Here is a 23,169-nt window from a genome sequence, read left to right on the forward strand (position 1 = left end):
GGGTGGAGGGCAGCCACTGATCAGGTGAGGCCGATACCGGATCTGGACCTTCCCTGCGGTGGAGACTTCCGCAGGGGGATCGCTTTCTGCCACTCGTCTTCCCTGGTCCTCAGGGTGAGACCGGGGTTGGAGGTGGTGGTGATGTTGGGGCCTGGTTCGGTGTTCAAGAGGTGCGGGTGTCGGGTGGCCGGTACGTCGAGGAGGCTCGGGAGTGGTTGTCCGCGGTTGCGCTCCCGTAGGCATGGAAGCTGGTACTTCTCGCTCGAGTCAGCCCAGACCCCGGGTGGTCGGTGTCGGGTGCGTAGGGGAGGGTTCGCTTCCCGTGAGGCCGCGCGCGTGGCCCTGCGCAGGGCCCGGGGCGATGAGCAGGGTGCGGAGCCGGTGGTGTGGACGGTGGCCGCGTGGCTTCGGCACTGGCTGGAGGGGCGGACCCGGTTGCGTGCGCGCACCCGGGTCAGTTACGCCGAGCACATCGACCGCTACCTCGTCCCGCACCTGGGTGAAGTAGTCCTGGAGGAGTTGACGCCCGCCCGGGTACAGCGGGCCTTCGAGGGCATCGCCGAACACATCACGCCCAGGGGCAGGCCGGTGGCTGTGGCGACGGTGCAGCGGGTGCGGTCCACGTTGCGGGCGGCGTTGAACACCGCGGTGCGTAGCGGTTGCTGCCCTCCAACCCGGCCAACGGGCTGCGGTTGGAGGCCGGTCAGAGCGCGCGGCCCATGGTGTGGACGGTGGAGCAGACCCGCGCTTTCCTGGACCACGTAGCCGAGGACCGGTTGTACGCGCTGTTTCACCTTGCGGTGATGACCGGGCTGCGCCGGGGCGAGGTGGTGGGGCTGCGGTGGGTCGACGTCGACCTGGATCGTGGGACGGTGCGGGTGGTGCGCCAGCTCCAGGCCCACCAGGGCCGGGGGTTGGTGGAGGTGGCGCCCAAGAGCGCGGCGAGTCGGCGCACGTTGATGGTGGACCACACCACGGTGGGTGTGTTGCGCCGTCACCGGTGGCGTCAGCAGAAAGAGGCCGAGGACTACGGCCGGGTGTGGGATCGGGGCGGTTACGTGTTCACGGCGGTGGGTGGCGGTGTGTTGGCTCCGGAGCGGTTGTCACGTTTGTTTCGGAAGGTGAACACCGCCAGTGGGTTGCCGCCGGTGCGGTTGCACGATCTGCGCCATGGGGCGGCGACGTTGGCGTTGGCGGCGGGGGTGGAGTTGAAGGTGGTGCAGGCGATGCTGGGGCACGCGAGCATCGTGTTGACCGCGGACACCTATGCCAGTGTCCTCCCGGAGGTGGCGCGGGAGGCGGCGGAGCGAACCGCGTGGCTGGTGTTGCGGGACGCCGGGAGGACCGGTCGGCATACGAGAAAGCGGCGTGGTCGACGGGGCCTGGTGTTGGTCCCACCCGGGCCCCACCCTGGACCCACCGGCAGGACAACCCCCTCAGGTTCTCACCAAACAAGGCTATGAACTGGGGTTTTGTGGCGCACCCGGCAGGATTCGAACCTGCGACCATCGGATTAGAAGGTGCCCCTGGGAGTCGCGTGCTTGGACTACGACGACCACCTAACCCCCTTCAGGTGACGATGGTATAGAGCACCCCGCCCACGGCAAAGGCCGTCGCTGTCCCCACGGCGAGCCGACGCCCCGCGTCATAGAGACCTATCCGTCGTCTCCCTACGTGCTGTGTTCGGTGCCACCACGCCAAGTGCTCGAGCAGTTCAGCGTGACGGAACTGGTAGGACGCCCCACAGACACGCATCACACCCTGGCTGTGCATCTCCTGAAGGAAAACCAGCCAACGGAAAGGCAGTCGACCGGCGACAGAAAGAGTCAAGGAAACGATGAGGCACAGCAGGCCCGTACTTCTTTCCAGGCCCCTAAAAAAACTGAATATAAGAATAATGAAAACGGGTGCTAGTGCCATGAACGCAGAGGCAGTGATCACGTCGGGGAGAAGGAGTTCGACGATCTCTGATCGTGTCGCATAGCCAGTGGATATCATGATATCAAAACCCGGCTCGTGTTCGATCATTCGATTCACTCCCCATAGGCCAAGCGTCAAGAATACTGCTAGGAAGATAAACCACATCAGGAAAGCTAGCTTCAGTGGAGTTAGAAGGAAGGATCTCATTTCCCCGCGGAGGACATCGCTAGGGATGCGTGGTTCTGATCGCCCAATTCGAGGTTTAGCGCCAAGTGCGCTCTCGGTTCCTCCCCTGTACACGGCGAGGAAGAAGAGGGAAAACAGCATTGCGATCAGCAGGGTCTGAACAGCCAAAGAAGAGAGATCGCGGTTAATGCCAGAGGGGGCCTCTTGAATGAAAATTCCAACAAAGGAGAGAAAGAGGAATGCAAAAGAACCACTGCAAACCACGGTCGCGAAAGCAAGATCCGATTGTCTGCGCCCGACAAGAGTGGGCAATCTCCACCATTCGAAGGCGCTTGTCTTTGCGCGCCACATCAAGTGGGCGATGTACCCCAACCACTCCTTCGCTTCCTGAGGATTGGTGAATTTGAGCCTTTGGTGACTATCCTTCATGGAACGCTTCATTAGGGCTGGAATTAGGCCGCCAATGAGATGGGAGCGAAGGTCCACTTCTGTCGGAAACCTATCTCGATCCAGCAGCGCAGAGGGGTTCTCTCCTGAGTCGATGTAATTGACCCGTAGTAACCAGATTTTGAGAGGCGTGTCGAGTGCCTGAGCCAGCGCTCCCTGGGGGGTGTCGGCCACCTCATCAAGGAACGACTGCCAGCCTGACTCCTTCAGCTGGGACGGACTGAGGATGGCCCTGATGCTCCGGACACGCTCCTCTGCGTCGAGAGGAGCCGCTTTCAGTACCGCCATGTTGGCCACCACACCCCTGGGAGGGAGCGCTTCGTGGTACTCGTCCGGACGGCATAGCAGAACGAAGGGGCGCTCAGCATCAGCGTTGACCTGATCTAGGAATCTTGCGCACCAGTGGCGACCGAGTTCGTCTGCGCCGTCGACGATCAGAATGATCTGTTTCCGCAACAGTAGTTCACGTACTGGAGTCGCCCCGTATTTTGCCCTTTTAATGCGTAGATCCGGATACTCACGTTGGACGCTCCGGTCAGCCTGGTCGATCGTCCGTCCATCACCTTCTAGACACCAACTAGAGGCGTTAACCAAAACCGGAACCGGCGCTGAAAAATCTTCCTCTATCTTCGTGAGTATAGCCTCACAGAGGCCCAGAGCAAACGTGGTTTTCCCGATGCCACTGGCGCCAATAATCGCCAGCCGATGGTGCCTTGTTCTGTTTAGAAGGAAATCTGCGAGCATTTGAGACTCGGAGGTGTTCACAACGAAATCTTCCGTGTCTTTCAAAGCATGCTCCGGATGGTCCATGATTTCAGAGGCGAGGCTCCAGGACGTCTTGACAAGACGAGCCTCATCGGCCGTTAGGGTGTTCTTCCCTGCCTCCACTCTTTCCCGCACCCCCCTCATGAGGTAGGAAAGTGCCTGTTCGACTTGTTCATCGCTTGTGGATGAACGTGCGTCACGCCACTGGCGGATATCCGTGAGCTTTTGCCAGAGGTCAGCCACGATCCCGGCTAGCGAGGAGGCCTTCTTCAGGACGCCGGCGAGGACAACACCCATGCTCAGGGCGGCGGTTATAAGAGGTAGCAAAGTGAACATGAAGACATACTGGCACCTGGAAGCCCAAGACGAGTGCGAAACGCGGAACTTCAGGACTGAACAGTATCTACTGAACCTTCTCTGAACACTGGGCTCGTTTCCCGTCACCTGTCCTGGAACGCTCGGGCAGCGAGCTGGACACACGTCGGCCCCCGGTGGGTGCTTGAGTTCCGGGGGCCGACGTGACGCAAGAAGGTTAGCGGCCTTGAACCTTCACCTGACGGAGGAAGGTGCTCCACTCGGGAGAGGGGAAGGCCAACTGAGCGTCGTCGGGGTGCTGGGAGTCGCGGACGGCGGAACCGGTCGGCAGCTCCGCCACCTCGACGCAGTTCTGGCCCCCACCTCCGCTGTAGGAGGACTTGCGCCATGACAGGTTCTGCATCAGTGTTCGCTCTCTAACGCCGCCAGGACACCCTGGAGGAACTCACGTGACTGAGCTGGAGTGGACGCCGCGTTGTGTACCGCGTGCCATGTCGCGTTATACCGTGCCAGCTCAGGATCGGTCTCTACGAACAGACTATCCGTGGGAGTCTCGGCGAACCCGATCGAAGGGTCCAGAGGCTCCGGGAAGTCCATGATGACGAAGCTTCCCAGCGTCGCGGCGTGCAGCCCCGCGCTGAACGGCAGGACGTGGATGTGGATGTTCGGTCGGGTCGACACCTCCACCAGGTGCTCGAGCTGCTCCCGCATGATGTCCAGGTCCTGGGGTTGGCGGCGCAGGGCGGCCTCGTCGACCACCGCGTAGTACTCCGGTGGATAGAACCGGGTCAGGATCTGCTGCCGCTCCATCCGGGCGTCCACGTGCCGTTTGATCTCGGCGTCGTCCAAGGCCGCGGTGCCCCGGGCGAGCGCGTCCGCGTAGCGCGGGGTCTGTAGCAGCCCGGGAACGACCTGGCATTCGTAGGTGCGGATCACCGAGGCTTCCGTCTCGAAGTCCGGAAGCGCGTGCGTGCCGAACACGTCGCGGTACCGCGACCACCAGCCCCGCTCTCCCGCCTCACGCGCCAAGGAGTGCATGGCCTCACGGGTTCCCGCGTCGGTGATCTCGTACAGGTCCAACAAGGCGTCCAGGTCGGTGGCCTTGACGGTCTTCAGATCGCTGGTCTCGATCCGGCCCAGGCGGCTCTTCGGGATGCGGGTGCTTTGCGCGGCCTGCTCCAACGTCAGCTTGTGTTGGGAGCGTAGGCGGCGCAGCTCGGCGGACAACCGCCGTCGACGCACGCTGGGACTGTGGGTGCGCGGTATCCGTCTCATGACACTGATCCTAACCTTCCCAGTGGGATCATGGATTCCCCTTGACATTTGGGAATCCCTAGTCATGCTTGAAGAGTCAAGGTGGACCGAGCCTCTCAGCTCGTACCCGATACCACTGCGCCCGCGTGCCATACATGCGGCCAGAGGGCCGTGGCGCATCGAGAGAAGGCGAGGCTCGCAGGCCACCTCAGACGAGAAAGTCCCGGCGACTGTTACAGCAGCCCCGGGACACGGCCTCACCCATGCGTTCTCGACACTCCAGGTGACAACATGCAGGAGAGTACCCAGCTCGGGACAAGCCGGGGTAACGCCCCCAGCCCTTCCGGAGCCTTGCCGCGGCTGCCTCGCCGCATTCGCTGCGCCGACCCCAACACGTGGATCGCCGAGTTCGGACACGAACCGCACCACATCCGCACGGCCGCCCGCTGGCTGTTTCCGCGCTGTAGCTCGCCCGCGAGCCAGCGCAAACGACTGCTCGAGGCTGTGGCGATCCTCCACCGCAACGCCCTGGCGCACACCGCCTCCGGTCTGCCGGGCGGGAGCGTGCGGATCAGGCTGGAGAAACAGCCTTTCTCCTTCAAGCTGGCGGTGACCGACGACGGACCCCGTCCGGGAACACCGTTGACCTTCCCCGTTCCCACCGAGGCCCCTTCCGCCGAAGGGTGCCCCGAATGGCAGGGGAGCGGACTACGACGCCTGGCCGAGCTCGCCCTGTACTGGGAGTGGGACGGCTGCGCCGGAGGACCCGTCACCGTGTGGGGGATCTTCGACCGCCACATCCCGCCCACGCGATAGCAGCCGCGCCGCGGCCTGGGACGTCCGCCACGGCCCCGAGCACGACGAAACCGCCCGCGCCCTTCAGCGCGGGCGGACCACCGCCCGGCCACCGTGCCGACGAGCCCTCTGCGTCCGCTTCCACGGCCCCGAGCACGCGTGCCCGCTGATCGCACTCACCCCCGGCGGAACACCACACGCCCTGTCCGGCGCCTTAAGGCTTTCCGCCGAGGAACGCGAGGTCCAGCCGCACAGGCCGTACCCCCGCGCACCTCACGCCTTCAGAGAGGAACCCCTGTTGGCTCTGCCCCCTAGCCCGACGACACCCGCTCTCCGAACCCTCCGCGTACTCACGCCAGGAGAGGTCGCCCAGACCTTCCGCGTGGACGCCAGAACCGTCTCCCGGTGGGCCAAGGAAGGCCGGATCACCAGCTTCCGAACCCCCGGTGGCCATCGCCGCTTCCTCAAGCACGAGGTGGACGCACTGCTGGCCGCGAGCACCTTCCTCACCCGCTGACCCTGACCCCCGACGACCAAGAAAGCACCCTCATGTCCAGGTCCATGCTCTACCTGCTCAACGTCTCCAACGCCTCCCGGCTCAGCGCTGACTCCGGGTGGATCTACGCCGACATCCTCACCCCGGCACTCACCGACGCCGGATACGACGTCACGCTGGTGTGCCCCATCCCGGTCACCGACACCCGCGTCCGCCACATGGTGCCCCCGCCCGCGGCCACCAGCAAGTACCGCGTGCGCCTCGTACACGACGTCGGCTACCTCGCCCAGCTCCTGCGCGCCACCCACCCGGACACCGTCGTGGTCAACCAGATCGAGGCCGCCCCCGCCGTCCGCACTGCGATGCTCGACGCGGGCATCGACGCCCAGGTCGTCGGCTACTGCCACTACCTGCCCTTCTCCGTCGACGAACACGGGCACCTGGTCAAGGACGCCTCCCTCAGCGACGGCGGCCTCGAAGTCCCCCTCCGCCTGGCCTTCGCCAGCGGCCTGGCCGCCTGCGACCGACTCCTCGTCCACTCCCGCACCGCACGGGACTGGGTCCTCCAAGCCTCGGCCACCTACCGGGTCGGCATCGACGACCGGGTCCACATCGTGCCGCCTCCCCGCGATCCCCGCCTGGTCCGCTCCGACGCCACCGCTCCCGAGCACCCGACAGGTCTGTACAACCACCGGCTCTACCGCCACTACGGCACCGGCCACTTCGTCGACATCGCCCAGCGGGTCACCGCCAACGGCCTCGCTCTCCGCGTCATGGACCTCTTCGGCCGCCGCGACCCCAGCCGCATCGCCCTGGACCCCAGCCCCGAACACGCCCTCGCCCGACTCTCCGCGACCCCCGGAGTCACCGTCTGCACCGATGGCGGCGACCGCGAACGCTACCGCTCCTTCCTCGCCGAGAGCACCCTCGGGTTCGCACCCCTGCGCCCCGGCTGCACCTGGTCCATGTCGATCATCGACCTGCACGCCATGGGCGTTCCCGTCATCGCGCCCCGGATGGCGTGGATGGCCGAGGCCGTCCACCAGGACCTGCTCTTCGACCCCCACGATCTCGACGGAGCCGTCAAGCTCGCCGACCGCCTGGTCCAGGACCCCGCCTTTTGGGACGCCCACAGCCGCCACGCCCACGACTCCACCCGCCACCTGGCCCCCGAACGCGTGGCCGCCCGCTACCTGGAGGCGATCGCGTGAACCCCCGCCCCGACGCGGTGATGCTCTCCTTCGACGAACCCCTCGCCAACGACCTGCACACCCGCCTGGAACGTGTCCTGGAGCGCCCGGTCAAACGCCTGCACGGCGTGGTCGGCATGCGCCGCGCCTACCAGCTCGCCGCCGAACTGGTCGACACCGACGCCTTCCTCCTCGCTGACGGCGACTTCCACATCCACACCACCTTCACCCTCGAACCCGATGCCCTGGGCGAGGACGTGGCCATGCGGGTGTGGAAGGCCGCCAACCCCGTCACCGGCCGCGCCTACGGCTACGGCGGGATGAAGCTCATCAGCCGCGACGCCCTCCGACACCTGGGCGAGGCCGTCGACGTCCTCGCCGCCCTCCCCGGGCGGGTGGAGTTCCTCGACCAGGTGGCGGGCACCACCCGTTTCGACCAGAGCCCCTACCACGCCTGGAAGGCCGCCTTCCGGGAGGTCGCGATGCTCACCCGCGGCTGCGAGTACGGGGCCGACACCGACACCACGCGCGAGCAGCTCCGCGCCTGGTCTGCCCCGGCCGGAGGCCGCTTCACCCGTTGGGTCCAACGCGGTGCACGCGACGGCACCGCCTTCGCCCGCAGCACACCCGACGACGCCCCCGCCTGGCAGCGTCTGAACGATCCCGTGTGGCTGCGTGCCCGGTTCGACGTGGCCTGCGCCCAGGAGCGGTCGTGAGGCGGGCCGTGGCGCTGGTCGAACCGGCCACCGAACACGCGGGGCACTGGCAGCACGCCCTCACCCACCTCGCCCGTGCCGCCGCCACCGCAGGCCACCAGGTCGCGGTGATCACTCTCAACGGCATGCCCGTCCACGTGCACACCCTGCTCCAGGAGCACGGCGTCCGAGTGGCCACACGACCGGAGGGCGTCAAAGCCCGCCTTCTCCTCGCCCTGGGGAAGGGCGCGCAGCGCTCCGCCGCGAGGGCACGGCACCTGCTGCCACACCGGCGACTCCCGCACCAGATCACTCTGGTCGCCCGATGCCTGACCGAAGCCGCCTCCCTGCACACCGCACGCCACCTGCTGGGCCGCACCCCCGAGACCGCCGTGATCCTCACCGCCAGCGAGGCCCTCCACAGCCTGGCCCGCGCATTGTCCCAGACACCGCACCTGCGCGTGGTCCACGAGGTCAACACCACCGAGGACCGCATCGTGCGAGCACTCGGACGTCTTACCCCGCCCAGGGGGGTCCTCGCCCTGTGCCCGACGCGGTCCGTGGAGGACGAGGTACGCGAACGCTTCCCCGCACTCAGGACCGCGGTCCACCCCTTCGCCCTCGCCAACCCCGACGAGCGCATCAGCCCGAGCGAACGCACCCGCGCACGACAGACCCTCGGCCTACCGGAGAGGGAAGCCGTCCTGTGCCTGGTGGGCGGATGGTGGCCGCACAAGGACATGGCGACCGTGACCACCGCTCTGGAACACCTCACCCAGCCCCTTCACGTCCTCGTCGCGGGCAGCCCCACCGATCCGGACCTGCTCGACCGTATGGCCAGAGCACCCGGCGTCGACCTCCGCGCGCTACCCGGCCCACTGAACCCCGCGGACATCCGGCAGGTCTACGCCGCCAGCAGCTTCACCGCCGTCATCCGGTGCCCAGGAGTGGGCAAGGAGTCCGGGCTGGTCGCCGACTGCGCCCGCTTCGGCGTCCCGCTCCTGCTCTCCGACCACGATCCCGACCTGACCGGGCGCGTCCGAACCTGGGCCACCGTCGTCCCGCCCCAAGACCCCGTCGCGCTCGCCCACGCCATCGATGAAGCCGCGACGCACCCGCCGTTGGCACCCCCGCCGACAGCGGCTGAGGACCTCGGGCTGCGCACACCGGCCCGGATGCTCGCGCTTCTCCAGAGCCTAACCACCGAGGAGGAACAGCCATGCCCCCACCACTGATCGCCGTCATCGGACCCGTCGAGACACACCTGCTCCACGCCTGGGTCGACCACTACCGGGCGCTCGGAGTCCGCGACTTCCACCTCGCACTCCACCTGCCCGAGCACGCACCGCAGGGAAGCGAACAGCGCCTACGGGAGACGCTCGACCGCTTGGGCGTCACCCCGGTACTGGTCGAGCACGGTCCCTGGCACGAGACCACCAACGCCAGCCTGCGCGACCGCCTTCGGGTCCACGCCGACGCCGAGTGGCACCTGATCGCCGACAGCGACGAGTTCCACACCTTCGCCACCAGCCTCGACGACACCGTGACAGCAGCGGAAACCGCGGGACACACGGTGGTGCGCGGTCTGATGCTCGACCGCGTCACCCGCACCGGACACCTGAACGGATGGCGCCCGCCCGAAGCGGAGACCACGGGGGAGGACCCGCGAGCACGGTTGGATGCCGCCTACCCCCTGGGCGGCTGGCTCACCCACCGCCTACTGCTGGCGGACCCCCGCAAGATCGTCCTGGCCCGCTCCGGCGTCACCGTCTCCTCGGGCAACCACCGCGCTCCTGGCCACCACCCCGCCCACGGACCGGTCGCGGTGGTCCACCACTTCAAATGGCGGCACGGAATCGACGCCGACCTTCGGCGCCGGATCGACCGCTTCGCCTCTGGCACCTGGACCGAGACCAGCCCGGCCGTCCGCCACGAGGCAGCCCGACTCCTGGAACACCTGCGTCAGAACGGCGGACGGATCGACACCACCGACCCCGTGCTCCGATTCCGTCCCGTCACCCTCGACCGCACCCCGCCCGGCTGGCAGGGCGAAGCCCACCGGATCCTCACCCGCTGGCGGCCGGCCCACGCGGGAACGAACCCGGAGCGATGACCTCCTCGCCCTCATCCTCCGGCGGGTCGAACCTGGCCACGAAGTCCGCCAACGTCTCTGGCGTGACCGTCAACGCGTTGGCGTCCTGGCGGCGGTTGCGCTCTGACAACCGCCGCAGCAACTCCTCGTGTTCCACGGGGAAGTACAGCAACCTCCACCGCGCCCCCGCCGACTCCACCAGCTTCTTCCACTCGGCCCGCTCAGCACACCGCCACAGACCGTGGTCCACCACCACGTCACGCCCCTGGGACACCAGCGAGACCAGACGTTCGCGCACCCACTCCACGACCGGGGCCTGGCGCTCGAAGTACTCCCACTCCGGATAGTCCACCCCGTACCGGCCGTGCCGCCGGTGGACCTCCTCGTCCACCGACAGCCGCACCACACCGCGCAGCTCCAGCACGGTCCGCGCGTAGGTGGTCTTCCCCGAGCCGGTCAAGCCGACCAGCAGGAACACCACAGGAACCCGTTCCACACGCCCTCCCTCCCGGAGCAGCCGATGCACCGCTTCACCCGAGCAACCCTACGAACAACGATCCGACACACGCCCGAGCTCATCTCCCCACGGGCCATCCGGTGGCTGGACCACGAACTCACGCACAGGCCTGTCACCACCCTCGCCCAGACACGGTTCGGAGGCCGGTTCCCCGTCACCACCAGCGACATCATCCAGCGCTACCTCTACACCTTCGGCACCTGGGAACCCCACCTGACCGCGTGGATCACCCGCCGCCTCAAACCCGGGGACACCTTCGTGGACGCGGGCGCGAACATCGGCTACTACACGATGCTCGCCTCCCACCTCGTCGGCCTCACCGGGCACGTCGCCGCGATCGAACCCGTTCCGCGCTTTCACCAGCACCTGCGGGCGACCATCCTGCTCAACGGTGCGCGCAACGTCCGAACCGTTGCCCAGGCCGTCGCGGCGGAACCCGGATGTGTGGAGATGTTCCTGGCCGACCCAGGCAACCTCGGCGGCACTTCCACGGTCCGGCCGTGTGTCGTGCACGAATCCTTCCACACCAGTGCCGCGCCGCTCACGGGAATCCTCGACCCTGCCGAGGTCCGGAACGCACGGCTGATCAAGATCGACGTCGAGGGGGCCGAAGTCGCAGCGGTGCGGAGCCTCCTGCCCGCGCTCGGAACGCTGCGGTCCGACGCCGAACTGATCATCGAGATCACTCCGCGAGCTCTGGCGAAGCAGGGACTCGACCCGGGCGCCGTGATTGGACCGCTGAGGGAAGCGGGATTTCACACCTACCGCATCGCCAACGAGTACGACGCGACTACCTATCCCACCGCGATCAGGAGGCCCATCCCGCCGCAGAGGTGGGAGCAACCGGTCGCAGAGATGAGCGACCTGGTGTTCTCCCGGATCGACGCGGACCACCTCTGAACAGGAACGTAGCTGCCCAGTAGAACACGGTGACTATTTCGATCGGCGGGGTTGAAGGTTCTCGCTCATCCAAGGGAACATCGACCACCCTCAGCGAAAAGGGCACCTATTCGCTGGGCTTTGGGGTGCTTTGCGCATCATTGTGTGGGTTTGTGGGTGAGAAGCGCAGTTTCGGGGGCGTACGACCTCGGGGCCATTGACACTCACCCGCGACTACACAGGAAGAAACGGCCTCGTTCGCAAGGCCGCTGACAAAACAAAAGGGTGCCCCGAACCGGTGAGGCAACACCGGCCCGGGGCGTGATTCCCACCTGGATACAGCAGGAGGAAACCGTGGAGAAGCATAGCGGGCGGCACCGCAGGCGCCGTCAGGGTTGGGGAGAACAGGTGTGCTGGGTCCTCGGGGTGGTGCTCGCCGCACTGTTCTGCGGCCCCACCGGCCCGAGTACGCGACCGGCGGCCGAGGTCCGCCCACCGCTGCGCTCGCGGAGTGCGCGAAAGGACCGCGAACCAGCCTCGGTACGGGCTGTGGCCAAGGGGCGTACGGATGTTCCTCGGCCTCGGCCTCGGCCTGGAGAGGAACAGGCGAGGGAGGCTCCGGTGCGGGTGCCGCCGCAGCGGACTCCGTATACGGGACCTCGTGGGTGGTGTGAGGACGACGACGGGGTGCGCGGGGTGCGTCCCTACCTCGCTCGGCACGAGGACCGCGTCGTCCGCACGCACAGCAGGGGAGGCGTGCAGGCGAACCGAGGTGAGGAAACGGCGGGTGTTCGAGGCCCGGCGGTACCACCGCCTTCTGGCCCTGGGGGCGATGGTAAGGGCGAGTTCGCTGAGCTGGCTCATCTGGTGCGGCGCTGGCAGGCGATCGCGACCTGAGAAGTAAGAACCCACGCCGGGGTGGTGCTGACCGTGGTTACGGGTTGGCGCCGCCCCGGCCTCACGTGGCGGAGGCCAGAAGAACCTTGTGTCAGGGCGAGGGCCGTTGAGGGGCCTGTGACTCCGCCTGTGCCTCCGCCTGTAGGTGGGCCGCTTTGATCGGCCCACCTCGCGGGCGTTATCAGTGCAGGTCAGAGGCCCTTTGGGTGGGCCGTTGGAAAGCCAGACTTATATCCAGTGGATAGTCCTCTTCACGTAGGCGGGCGGGTCCGCCCCGGCAAGCGGGGGCGGACCCGCCCGCCTGCGTCTACCGTGGCCCTCGCCCACCTGTGCCTGTCCCATCCCTCCGCTGTTCCTCCTTCTTGACGGCTTGGTCTGCCCCTCTCTTCCTCTCACCAGACCAGGAGCGTGCAAGTTCTGTCACCTGCCACGTGCAAGCTTCCTCTGGCCAAGAAGCCATGGAAGAAAGACTTTTCTCCTCTCAGGTGGAATTCGCGATCCCTTCCCATAAAGAGTGGGTCTGGTGCGGTCGAGGTGGTCGGAGCGCTCTCGCCTATCGAGTGGCAAAGCGCGATTTCCTGTGCCTGTGAGAAGCGCATGCGCGCTTTCCCTGCGGCTTCCTTGGAAGTGGGAAGGTGGGGTGTGAACCTCCACTGAACCCGAAGTGAACCCCGGGCCAGCCCATGGGCCACCGACTGGGCCAGCGGGTGGGCCACTCTTAGCTGGCCCACCCCTAACCATGCTGCTACGCAGGTCAACGCCCCTGTGGGTGGGCCAACGGGCGTCCAGACTTATACCCCAGTGGGTAGTTCTCCTCACGTAGGCGGGCGGGGCGCCCTCGCTCACGGGCGAGCGCGCCCGCCCCGCCCGCTTCCACGAGCGCTCTGCTCGTGTGGCGTCCCTTCTTTCTTCGCCTTTTTCTCAGTGAAAGTCTTTTGGTTTCATTGTGAGAGAAGAATTTAATCCCCTGCTCCTGCGCAGAGCCCAAGATCGTCCAGCTCCGGGCGCTGCGTCACAGCGTTCCCTGTTGACTCCTGCCACGTGTTTTTTGTTGTCACGCGTCGTGTTTCGCACAACCTCTCCTGTCAGCGGTACGCGGTGGCGGAGGCCGAGCCCTGTGAGGCCCTGAGGTCGGATGTCGCATCTTCGTTGGGTGCGTCTTCATAGGGGTTCATCGGGGCGAAGAGGCCCAAGACGACGTCGGGGGAGGGCCGTGGCGTGCTGGTGAGGAGAAGCTCTGCTCGGGAACGGGGCGGTTCGCGGTGGGTTCCAGGCCCATGGTGCGGCCCTGAGCCGTGGGCGGGTGGCGTGGGGCTGTCAGCGCCCCGACGTCGGCCCCACCGCGCGGCGGTGCCCCAGGTGTCCTGGGGCGGGACGGTCGGCGTGGACGGGCCGCGTGGCGGGCTCGGTGGGGCCCGCGTCGCTGGCTCCCGGCTCGGCCCAGAACGGGGCGGCGGCAGGAACCGGACGAAATCCTGCGTATCGGACGGCTGGACGGGGGCGTGTGCCCATCGGATCACGGTTGTGCCGAATCCGCTTGACCACCTCTACGAGGTCGAGCGTGGATGCGTGGTGTCCCGCCACACGCGGGACCGTACGCCGTATTCGCGCAGTTCAGAGGTGGTTTTGAGGTGGGCCGAGTGGGTGTGAGTACTCCGGACACGGCGGTCGAGGTCGGCTCGCTGCCGGTGGTGGGCGGATGTGGTGTGCGTGGTGATCGAGACGAAAGTGAGGTCGTGCATGGCCGCGCGTGAGGGATCCACGTTCAAACGGTGCGGATGCCGCGACGAGAACACCGGCAGGGCACTGGGAGTGAGATGTCCGCAGCTCAAGCGCCGGAACGGGGGCTGGAACCCCTCTCATGGGGCGTGGGCGTTCCAGTACGAGCTTCCCCCGACCAGTGAGGGTGGGCGCCGCCAGGCCCGACGGGTCGGTCTGGCTTCCCAGGAACAGGCCCGTGCGGGGTTGGAGCACGTCAAGGCGCTCATTGCCTTGGCCGAGAGGGAGCCGGTGGTGGAGGTGCAGATTGCTGACTTGGTCCAGGCGGCGTTGAAGCAGCGCCGCCCACTCCCCGATCTGGAGGAGGTGCGCAAGCGGGTGGCGATGGCGGTGGACGTGCGCACCGAACCACCCACCCTCGCCGCCTGGCTGGGGGAGTGGTTGGCGGGCAAACCCGATCTGGCCGCGGGAACCCGGGCCTCCTACGCCGGGCACATCCGCACCTACCTCGCCCCACACCTGGGCCGGCTCCAGCTGGACAAGCTCCAGGCCCGCCACGTCGAAGCCATGTTCGCGGCCATCGAGGAAACCAACAGCCACATCCTGGAGTGCCGCGAATCCGACGACCCCCAGGTGCGGGCCTCGGTCAGGGGGCGCCGGGTGATTTCGCTGTCCACCAAGCACCGGATCCGCGCCACTCTCCGGAGTGCGTTGTCGGAGGCGGTGCGCCGCCCGGACCTGCCGGTGTCGGTGAACATCGCCTCACACGTGCGGTTGCCCTCGTGTCCGAGGAAGCGCCCGCTGGTGTGGACACCGGACCGGGTGCGCCAATGGGCCAAGGACGGGACCGTGCCAGGAGAGGTCATGGTGTGGACCCCGGAACAGACCCGCGCCTTCCTGGTGCACGCGAGGAAGTACCCGTGGCTGTACCCGATGTTCCACCTGATCGCGGTTAAGGGCCTACGGCGAGGAGAAGCGGTCGGGTTGCCTTGGGCCAACACGAGGTTGACGGACGGGCAGGTCGACATCCGCGTCCAGGTCGTGCAACTCGCGTGGGAGACGATCACCTCCACCCCGAAGAGCGCGGCGGGCCAGCGCACCATCACTCTGGATACGGACACCATCAAAGTGCTGCGGGCCTGGAAGCGGTTCCAGAACGAAGCCCGCCTCAAAGCAGGGGCGGCGTGGGTGGACAGCGGTCTGGCCTTCACCCGTCAGGATGGTTCGGGGTGGCATCCGGGGCAGGTCAGTGACTGGTTCCTGCGCATCGCCAGGGCCGCTGGACTGCCACCGATTACGTTGCACGGGCTCCGCCACGGAGCGGCCTCACTGGCGCTCGCGGCAGGAACGGACGTGAAGATCGTGTCCAGCGAGCTGGGGCACGCGACCACGCACTTCACCCAGGACACCTACCAGTCGGTGTTCCCGGACGTGGCCAAGGCGGCGGCCGAGGCCACCGCTGCGCTGCTGCGTGGCCCGGCTCCGGTGAGGGTCGGGTAGCCGAACCGGCGAGCACACCAGGAGCCACACGGAACCACCGACCCCAGGCCAGCGCACGGGTTCACCCCGGCTGGCCTGGGGTTTCCTCATGCCCGGGTCCGGTAGTCCATCGGATCAAAGGTCTCCTGGCCAGCGCCATTCATGTATGGGGTGCATCCGGTGCCCCACATCCGACCAGTGCAGGGCTGTCCACCGCTGGGCCGGACGAAATCGCACGGCCGGTGGTTGGAAACTGTTATGTACGGGTTGAAACCAGGGCGCTAGAGTCTGCATCGCAACCAGAGCCGAACCCACTACCCCCACAATCAATGCTTGGAGGGAGACCCACGTGACAGCATGGAACATCCACCCGCAACAGGTGTTCGGTGTACTCTCTGGTGTCTCCGAACACATAGGTGACGAGGACGGCACCTACGGGCTCACCGGCCACATGACATCACTGGAAACACACCTGAACGAGGCCAACAGCGCGGCCAACAGCGACCCTGTTGGTGTGGCCCTCTCAGAGTTCGCCGAGCACTACTTCACCGAAGTCGGCGACATGGTGGCAAAGAGCGCCAGTGCGGTGGAGGGTGCCGGTGAGGCCACCATGCACTACGTCAACGGCAACCTCCAAATGGCCGAGGAAGCCCAGGCGAACGCGGGAGAAATCCCGTAGCCGCCCCTTGCCCCGGGACGCAGCCGTCGCGCACGGAATGACATACACCACACCTCGGTATCGGTATGCCTGGTAACACAACCTCCTCCGGACCCGTATGGCATTCCCAAGAACACTTTCCGCTACGCTGCCGTCCCACATAACGGACACGGGACGACTCCTTCCCGAAAGCGGTATACGGACCGGCCCTGGCCCAGCGACCACTGAAGGCACCACCAAACACGGACAGTGAATGCTCAGTGAGTGACGACCTGATCAATCCAGACGAGATCCCCGTTCCCATCGTGAACACCGTGCTCCTGGAGAGCGCGGCCAGGGGCATCAGGACAGACGGCGAGAACATCGCCGAATCAGGACAGAGCATCAAGACCTCATGGGCCGGGCTCCAGGAGGTCTACAGCGCACCCGAGGCCTCAACCCTGTATGCGGCGGTCAACCCCGTCGCCACAACAGGCGACGAGGTGGAAACCGACTTCGATAAGGCAGCCACCGCCCTGGAGGCCTTCGCTGAGACAGCACGGGAACTGCGTTCCAAGCTGATCCAGGCCCGTCAGGACGCCCGAGACCTCGTCGCGGAGATCCGAAGCGACGACGACTGGGACGAGGGTGGCTTCTTCGGCGGCGAGAGCGAGAAGGTCGAGGAGCACAACAACCTGCTCAACCACGTGAACTCGCTTCACCAGCAGTACCAGGAGGCCGAACGGGAGTGCGCCAACGCCATCACCGCGCTGTTCGGCGGTACCACCTTCATCGCTGGCAATGCCGAGGGCACGACCCAACCCGGTGCCGGTGAGGCCGTCTACGGTTTCGAGGAGGCGCCCGAGGACGTCGAAACCCCCTGGGGCACACCCCAAAGCACCGACCACATGTGGCACGTGGACGCGGTCCACGGGGGCTGGGACGTCATCAAGGGCAGTGCGGAGGACATGGGAGGCGCGGTCGGCGCCCACGGCTCCGAGGGCTGGTGGGACGGCGGCTGGTGGAACAACTTCAGCTCGTACTGGGGCGACTCGCTGACGGGGCTCGGAGCCATGACCGGCTTCTACAACCCGCAGACCGGTGCGATGGTGAACAGCCCCGGAGAATGGTGGGACACCGCCCGGGGCGCGTGGGGGGACGCGATCCACGGTTTCTTCCCGTGGACCGAACTGGGCGAGCGTCCCGGGTACGTGTTCGGCACCGTGCTCACCAACGTCGGCATGATCGCGGCTGGTGCGGCACTGAGCGCCACCGGTGTCGGAGCCGTGGTGGGCGTGCCGATGATCGCCGCCCGGGTATCGCGCATCCTGGGCGGTGCCGGAACCGGTGACGGCCCGATCAGCGGGGGAATCGACGCAGGCGGCACCGAGGGGCCGAATGGCTCTTCGAACACCGGTAACAACATGTCCACCTCCCCTCTCCGGCCGGACGGCACCCATCCGGACGCCCCGACGGCACCGGACCGCATCGAGGCTGACAGCTCCGACGCCCCGGCCGGTATAGGCGACATGAACGAGACTCTGCGTGAGCTGGAGTCCTATCAGAACCAGGGGCCTCAAACGGAGCCGAGCCCGACTCCGGAACACAGGTCCGATCCTGTACCCGAATCCTCTGCCTCACCAGAGCCCGCCACACCAGGCAGCGACACTCCTCAGAGGTCGAGTTCGTCGGACGGACCTGCGGGGGAGGGCACCACCACCCCGCAGGAAGCAGATTCACCGAACGCTGACACGCCTGGTCAGCGTGCGGACGAGGGCGCACGGCCCGATCCGACCACGGAGGAGATCGACGCCGCCTTCGCTGAGATCGCGCGGCGCAACGAGGACGTCGCCGACTCCATGGACCGCGCCGACAACGGCCAGATGGCCGGGCTCGACGGTGAGGAGCGGTGGACCATCAGCGCTCTAGAGAATTCGGACTCCCACGGGCGTGATCACGGTCAAGACCCGGATGTCGACTCCCCGGTTCTGGTCACTCCGGACGGTATGGAGGCGCGTGCCGACCACAACGTCGAGAACAACGTCAACGACGGCGGCGCTCGAAGTGATGACTCCAGCGATCCGGTCACCATTCATGAGGATCAGACGCCGAATCAGGCAGAACAGTCCAGCGGAGGACCGTCGACTGGCGGAACGTCCGGCGGAGGACCGCCTGAGCCGCCTCGGCCGCCGGGTCCCGCCGGACCTGACGGCCCTAATCCGCCAGAGCCCAGCACACCCACAGCCGAGAAGCCCACTGGTCCGATGTTGGACAGCCAGGTGGATGGTGTTAGGGACATTCTCGACTCGGCGGGGCTCAATGGGCAGAAGGTCGACGACATCATTACGACCCTCAAGAACGACGGCACCACCCTGGGGCAGCAGGTCGCGGACATTCTTCTGGAAGGTCGGGTGAGCCAGGTTCGAAGATTTGACGAGTTCGTCTCCGATTTCGCGAATCAGAACATGGTGCCCGCAGCAGGTACGGAACTCCGTTTCATGGACAATCTCCTGCAGAATGGGTACGCACCTGAGCGGCTCGAGTTCGCGGAGAAGAAAGACCAGCAAGCTACCGCGGATAGCTCTCAGAACTTCGATATCGACGCTCTGATCAGGTCAGACGGATTGTCTGGCCAGTACGCCTACCAGATCAAACGGCTCGACGTCACAGACGGGACCATCCGTGAAAGTGCCATCGTCAACAACACCCAGAAGATCGGGAAGCAACTGCGCACGCTGCCCCCGGACATGGAAGGTACGAGGACGGTCGGGATCTTGGAGGTGAACGCTCCCATGATCGAACTCTCCGAAAAGGCGATGAATCGGATCCTTTCCAACGCGCGTCGCTTCGACACGTCCTTCAGGGTGTACTTTTCTGATGGTGTGATGACCTTCCCAGATGATGCGCAGATCTACCCGCCAGTCAATGACGATTAGAGGAATCATGTCCCTGTTGATGAGGTCACCGAAGGCCACCGCCACGTGGACGTGGGTGGTCGAGCACGACGAGGGCTCGGATGGGCTTGAGGTGGGCTGCACCACAGCGGTATCAGTAGCGGAAATTCTCCAGAACCGGGACCTGCTGTACCTCGACAGTGTCGACGTGGACTGGTTCCAGTACGGTGTCGGGCACACCGGTTACCGGTCCAGGATCCTTTACTGCCGCGACCTCACGGCCGCTGCCTTGGCGGGTCGGGTTCGCGACTCACGGCCGACGGGTCGACCGGAAGCCTACCCGGAGACGCTGGTTCTCCTCGGCCCCGGAAACTGGATCGCGCCCGACGGACGTAAGAGAGGTGAACCCGAACTGGTCAGTGTCTCCGTCGATGTCGCGACCGAGGACACGATGGTCGAGCTGAGTGTCTACCACGACATCTGGGCGGAGAACGATTTCTTCGGTCGTCCCCATCCTGAGGTCCATAACGGCAATGCCCCACGTCTGGCGCAGGGGCTGAGAGACCTCGAAACGGCTTTGGGGGTCGAGACCGAGACCGGTGAGCCCACCTACTTCGGCACGGCCTTCGCTTACGGTGTGGCGGCGCCTCGTGGTGGCTCGGCCGACAGGGGCCTCGATGTAACAGACCGTCTCTAGCCCGAGGACTCAGATGACACATGACGTGGTCGCCCTGCTCGAGAGGCCACCCACTCTGCGCGGTATGACCCAGGCTCTGGTCCAGGCGGGACCGAAGCTGCGCGTGCGCTCTGTCGCTGACGGGGCGCTCATCCAGCTTCGCGACGAGTCGGGACGGATGGTCGCGGCCGTCCAAGCCGCTCAACAGCTTGCGTTGTCAGCTGAGGCCGACCGTCTGCTCACCGAGGGAATCACCGACGACCTACCGGCCCAGCCCTGGTGGGTGGAGGCACGCGGCGCCGAGACGGGTCCAACGGACGCGGACACCGCCGGGATGGTCCGTCGCTTCGCAGACGCCCTCGTGTCCCAGTTCGGAGGACTCGTCTGGGAGCCCGAGTCCCGCCTGGTCCGTGACGACCCCTTGTTGGTCGGTGCCACCGACCACCCCGCCATCACCCTTGCCACGGACAAGGTCGCAGTGGCCGTCCAGGACCGACCGGTGGTTCCACTCACCACATGGCTGGTGGACGCCATCGCCGAACACGGCAGGGCCGGGAGGGGCTTCCAACTGGTGACCCCGTCGTGTTCACGGATCACTCATGCCTTGTGTTCGGTCCTGGGAAATCCCATGGCCCGCTGGGTGGCCCAGGCACCGGATGGCCGGTACTACGACGGGTTCTCCGGGGTTCCGCTGGCCTGGCACAAGGCTGCCGGTTTCGTCCGCGATACAACCGCGGCCTCCGAAGACGTTCCGCATCCGGCCTTCCAGGACACGCACCAGAAGTGGGGAACCCAGCTCCTGGTCGACCTGAAGGTTCTGCACCCTGCTGACGCCGGGCTCCAGCTGGGGCGCTCGGTGGAGTTCCTCTCCCAGACCCTGGGAGGCTCTGCGCCGGCTCTGTGGGGAACCGGGGAGCCCGCGACGCTGGCCTGGGACACCCGGGACCTGACCGCGTTGGCCCGCAAACGCGCACCAGCGAGCTCGTGGTTGCTCTTCACCGGCCCGCCGGACGGTCTCCGCTCCGGTCGGGTTCGGCCGTTCACCGGAACCCTGCTGGTCACCCGCGTTCCCGAAGGGGTGAAGGAGAGCATCACACTCGCGGTTGGACACTCCCCGACTGAGGAGCCGGACCTGTCGATCCTGTCCACGCTGGTCAAGGAGTTCACCTCACAGGGCGTCCTTCAGACGATCAGTGTGCACCGGCGTACCGGACGAGCGGACCTCGGGCACGACGCCCGCTGGTCGGGCCCGGCCCTTCCAGTCGGGCTGGGCATCGGAGTGGAGGGTGTGTCCTCAATCGGCTCCGAACGGACCCTGTCCGCTCCGGTGCCCCCGATCACGTTCGGCCCGCCCCTGACCCACTCGGTCTGGTACCGGATCGGTGACGGCACCGAAGCCGCCTCCCAGGAGCGTTTCCATGCTCTCATGGCTCATCTGCATCCCGGAGGTTCCTCCACCGCCGGGCAGCGACACAGCAGTTGACCACCATCGCAGGCTGTGTGCGGGCGCACCGATACCTGGATCTGGGCGAGGCACCGCCCGTGATCCAGCCCGTGTCGGGGCCTCTGGACGGCCGACAGACTGGCTTGGCGGGCAGCTCGGGGGCGGGTACGGCGGTACAGGGCCGTATCCGCCCGCCGGATGGGCGCTGGCGGGTGGACACGGGCCCAGGCCCCCGGGGGCAAGGAACGGCAAAATGCTCCGCGAGGTGCGCCCCCACCTGTACTGACCTTGTACTGGGGAGCACACCAGGAGCACACAAGCCTCGAAAACACGGCGAGGACTTCGCTTGAGTTCCTCGCTCATACCGTTTGACCTGGGGTTTTGTGGCGCACCCGGCAGGATTCGAACCTGCGACCATCGGATTAGAAGTCCGGTGCTCTATCCACTGAGCTACGGGTGCCTGATTCAATTGTCGCCCGCCACGGCGTGTCGTGACCACGCTGTTACCCGTGGTCGCTGGAGGGTGCTGCGCGCCGGGGCGGGGTGGGGCTCCGCGGGGGTGCCTACGGTCGGGTAAGCCCCGTGGCGTGGCGCCTGTGGCGTCCCGGGCAGACATTCTAGGGTATTCGTCCGATGTCGCCCACGGGCGGGCAAAGCCTCACTAACTACGGTGATTCGTAGTTGCCTCTCGTTACCACGCGCGCTCCACCAAACCGGTCGCTATGGGCCTCCCTCTCCACGTTACCGGTGATTAACTCGTGGTGCGGCGCTGCGCCGCTGGCGTTTCGCGAAGTCCTGGCTGCTCCGGATCAGAAGACCCACCACTGACCTGCGAGGACCAGTAGGGCGACCATCGTGACCTGCATGGGACCTCCACGGGTGGATGTTGATTACTCTCTGTATTAGTTGCTACGGAGAGTGATAAACCTTCCCGGCTCGGGCTTGGTGGTTTGTTGACCCGACTAACGTGTTCGCGTGCGAACTCTAGGACTGGTGTCGGGTTTCCTGCTCGACGGCGTGGTGCCCGACCCGCGCAAGGGGCACCCCGTGGCCCTGTACGGGCGCGCCGCGGGGTGGTGGGAGAGGCGCGTCTACCGCGACTCCCGGGCGCGCGGCGGCCTCTTCGCGGCCGGAGCCGTGCTTCCCGTGGTGGCGGCGGGTTCCCTGTTCAGGGGCACCGCGGCCACGGCCGCGACCACGTGGGCCGTGCTCGGCGGCAGCATGCTGTGCCGGGAGGCCGAGCGGGTCGCCGACGCGCTGACGGGCGGTGACCTGGAGCGGGCCCGGGAGCTGCTGCCCAACCTGTGCGGCAGGGACCCCTCGGGACTGGACGAGGCCGGAATCGCCCGGGCGGTCGTGGAGTCGGTCGCCGAGAACACCTCCGACGCCGTGGTCGGCCCCCTGGTCTGGGGTGCCCTGGGCGGCGTGGCGGGCCTGGCGGGCTTTCGCGCGGTCAACACCCTCGACGCCATGGTCGGCCACCGCAACGAGCGCTACGGGCGGTTCGGCGCGGCCTCGGCGCGGCTGGACGACGTCGCCGGATGGGGGCCGGCGCGGCTGACCGCGCTCCTGGCCGTGCTGGCCGCGCCGGTGGTGGGCGGCGACGTGCGCACGGCCTGGCGCGTCTGGCGCCGGAACGGCGGCGACCACCCCAGCCCGAACGCCGGACAGTGTGAGGCCGCGTTCGCGGGCGCGCTCGGCAGGACCCTGGGCGGGGCCAACACCTACGGTGAACGCGAGGAGCGCCGCCCCACCATGGGGGAGGGGCCGCGCCCCGGCGCCCTCGACATCCGCCGCGCCGTGCTCCTGGCCAGGACCGTCCACCTGGGGGCCGCGGCCGTCGCCGCGGCGGTGGCCAGGTGAACGCCCGGG

Annotated in this window: 19 protein-coding genes and 1 tRNA gene; 15 read left to right on the forward strand and 5 right to left on the reverse strand. The window is 66.7% G+C overall.

Annotation, left to right across the window (positions count from 1 at the left end; translation table 11 throughout):
• Positions 1–141 precede the first annotated feature (141 nt).
• Together FYW95_RS28355 and FYW95_RS18855 are read left to right on the forward strand one after the other, a co-directional pair.
• Positions 142–765 carry a tyrosine-type recombinase/integrase gene (locus tag FYW95_RS28355; protein WP_236572249.1) on the forward strand — a complete coding sequence of 208 codons (624 nt, stop codon included), beginning with the start codon at positions 142–144 and terminating at the stop codon, positions 763–765.
• Positions 660–1,463, forward strand: a complete 804-nt coding sequence (locus FYW95_RS18855) for a site-specific integrase (RefSeq protein ID WP_236572241.1) — start codon at positions 660–662, stop codon at positions 1,461–1,463. The genes FYW95_RS28355 and FYW95_RS18855 overlap by 106 nt, the downstream gene beginning before the upstream one ends.
• Before the next feature lie 106 nt (positions 1,464–1,569).
• Here the strand turns inward: FYW95_RS18855 and FYW95_RS18860 are convergent, their stop codons facing one another.
• The 3 genes from FYW95_RS18860 to FYW95_RS18870 all read right to left on the reverse strand — a co-directional run bounded on the left by FYW95_RS18860 (position 1,570) and on the right by FYW95_RS18870 (position 4,908).
• A complete protein-coding gene (locus FYW95_RS18860; protein WP_160050605.1) occupies positions 1,570–3,654 on the reverse strand; it encodes a hypothetical protein in 2,085 nt (694 codons plus the stop codon).
• Positions 3,655–3,850: 196 nt separating this feature from the next.
• Positions 3,851–4,036: a DUF397 domain-containing protein gene (locus FYW95_RS18865; protein WP_150255402.1), complete on the reverse strand. Its 186-nt coding sequence runs from the start codon at positions 4,034–4,036 to the stop codon at positions 3,851–3,853.
• Entirely contained in the window at positions 4,036–4,908 is an 873-nt protein-coding gene (locus FYW95_RS18870; protein ID WP_051104417.1) for a helix-turn-helix domain-containing protein, read from the reverse strand. The genes FYW95_RS18865 and FYW95_RS18870 overlap by 1 nt, the downstream gene beginning before the upstream one ends.
• Positions 4,909–5,391: 483 nt before the next feature.
• Between FYW95_RS18870 and FYW95_RS18875 the strand changes: the two genes are divergently transcribed.
• From FYW95_RS18875 to FYW95_RS18900, 6 genes are all read left to right on the forward strand, one after another.
• The gene (locus FYW95_RS18875; protein WP_236572242.1) at positions 5,392–5,703 is read left to right on the forward strand and encodes an ATP-binding protein; all 312 of its coding nucleotides are present in this window, start codon (positions 5,392–5,394) and stop codon (positions 5,701–5,703) included.
• Between the two features lie 283 nt (positions 5,704–5,986).
• Positions 5,987–6,199 carry a BldC family transcriptional regulator gene (locus FYW95_RS18880; RefSeq protein WP_160050620.1) on the forward strand — a complete coding sequence of 71 codons (213 nt, stop codon included), beginning with the start codon at positions 5,987–5,989 and terminating at the stop codon, positions 6,197–6,199.
• A 32-nt stretch (positions 6,200–6,231) separates the two neighbouring features.
• Positions 6,232–7,389, forward strand: a complete 1,158-nt coding sequence (locus FYW95_RS18885) for a glycosyltransferase (RefSeq protein ID WP_160050607.1) — start codon at positions 6,232–6,234, stop codon at positions 7,387–7,389.
• On the forward strand, positions 7,386–8,084 hold the full coding sequence (locus tag FYW95_RS18890; RefSeq protein WP_160050608.1) for a hypothetical protein: 699 nt from the start codon (positions 7,386–7,388) through the stop codon (positions 8,082–8,084). The genes FYW95_RS18885 and FYW95_RS18890 overlap by 4 nt, the downstream gene beginning before the upstream one ends.
• Positions 8,081–9,298 (forward strand): glycosyltransferase family protein, encoded by a 1,218-nt coding sequence (locus FYW95_RS18895; RefSeq protein WP_160050609.1) that lies wholly within the window; start codon positions 8,081–8,083, stop codon positions 9,296–9,298. Before FYW95_RS18890 ends, FYW95_RS18895 begins: the two co-directional genes overlap by 4 nt.
• A complete protein-coding gene (locus tag FYW95_RS18900; RefSeq protein WP_160050610.1) occupies positions 9,283–10,176 on the forward strand; it encodes a glycosyltransferase family 2 protein in 894 nt (297 codons plus the stop codon). Before FYW95_RS18895 ends, FYW95_RS18900 begins: the two co-directional genes overlap by 16 nt.
• Here FYW95_RS18900 and FYW95_RS18905 read toward each other — a convergent pair.
• Positions 10,130–10,651: a P-loop nucleotide/nucleoside kinase family protein gene (locus tag FYW95_RS18905; protein ID WP_236572243.1), complete on the reverse strand. Its 522-nt coding sequence runs from the start codon at positions 10,649–10,651 to the stop codon at positions 10,130–10,132. The two genes, FYW95_RS18900 and FYW95_RS18905, sit on opposite strands and share 47 nt — an antisense overlap.
• A 24-nt stretch (positions 10,652–10,675) precedes the next feature.
• Here FYW95_RS18905 and FYW95_RS18910 point away from each other — a divergent pair, with 24 nt between their 5' ends.
• The 6 genes from FYW95_RS18910 to FYW95_RS18935 all read left to right on the forward strand — a co-directional run bounded on the left by FYW95_RS18910 (position 10,676) and on the right by FYW95_RS18935 (position 21,336).
• Positions 10,676–11,572, forward strand: coding sequence for an FkbM family methyltransferase (locus FYW95_RS18910; protein ID WP_160050611.1), 897 nt, complete (start codon positions 10,676–10,678; stop codon positions 11,570–11,572).
• A gap of 2,616 nt (positions 11,573–14,188) precedes the next feature.
• Positions 14,189–15,667: a tyrosine-type recombinase/integrase gene (locus FYW95_RS18915; protein WP_160050622.1), complete on the forward strand. Its 1,479-nt coding sequence runs from the start codon at positions 14,189–14,191 to the stop codon at positions 15,665–15,667.
• Positions 15,668–15,995: 328 nt separating this feature from the next.
• Complete coding sequence (locus FYW95_RS18920; protein WP_160050612.1) at positions 15,996–16,325, forward strand: DUF6507 family protein; 330 nt, start codon at positions 15,996–15,998, stop codon at positions 16,323–16,325.
• A 239-nt stretch (positions 16,326–16,564) separates the two neighbouring features.
• Positions 16,565–19,219 (forward strand): hypothetical protein, encoded by a 2,655-nt coding sequence (locus tag FYW95_RS18925; protein ID WP_160050613.1) that lies wholly within the window; start codon positions 16,565–16,567, stop codon positions 19,217–19,219.
• A 7-nt stretch (positions 19,220–19,226) separates the two neighbouring features.
• Positions 19,227–19,874, forward strand: a complete 648-nt coding sequence (locus tag FYW95_RS18930; protein WP_160050614.1) for a hypothetical protein — start codon at positions 19,227–19,229, stop codon at positions 19,872–19,874.
• A gap of 64 nt (positions 19,875–19,938) precedes the next feature.
• Positions 19,939–21,336, forward strand: a complete 1,398-nt coding sequence (locus tag FYW95_RS18935; RefSeq protein ID WP_236572247.1) for a DUF6177 family protein — start codon at positions 19,939–19,941, stop codon at positions 21,334–21,336.
• A 345-nt stretch (positions 21,337–21,681) separates the two neighbouring features.
• Here the strand turns inward: FYW95_RS18935 and FYW95_RS18940 are convergent.
• Positions 21,682–21,757: transfer RNA gene (locus tag FYW95_RS18940), tRNA-Arg, on the reverse strand.
• 515 nt (positions 21,758–22,272) lie between these two features.
• Here FYW95_RS18940 and FYW95_RS18945 point away from each other — a divergent pair.
• The gene (locus FYW95_RS18945) at positions 22,273–23,160 is read left to right on the forward strand and encodes a cobalamin biosynthesis protein (RefSeq protein WP_159944598.1); all 888 of its coding nucleotides are present in this window, start codon (positions 22,273–22,275) and stop codon (positions 23,158–23,160) included.
• The last annotated feature ends 9 nt before the right edge of the window (positions 23,161–23,169 follow it).

The sequence above is a fragment of the Nocardiopsis sp. FR4 genome, from assembly GCF_009830945.1.
Lineage (GTDB): Bacteria > Actinomycetota > Actinomycetes > Streptosporangiales > Streptosporangiaceae > Nocardiopsis.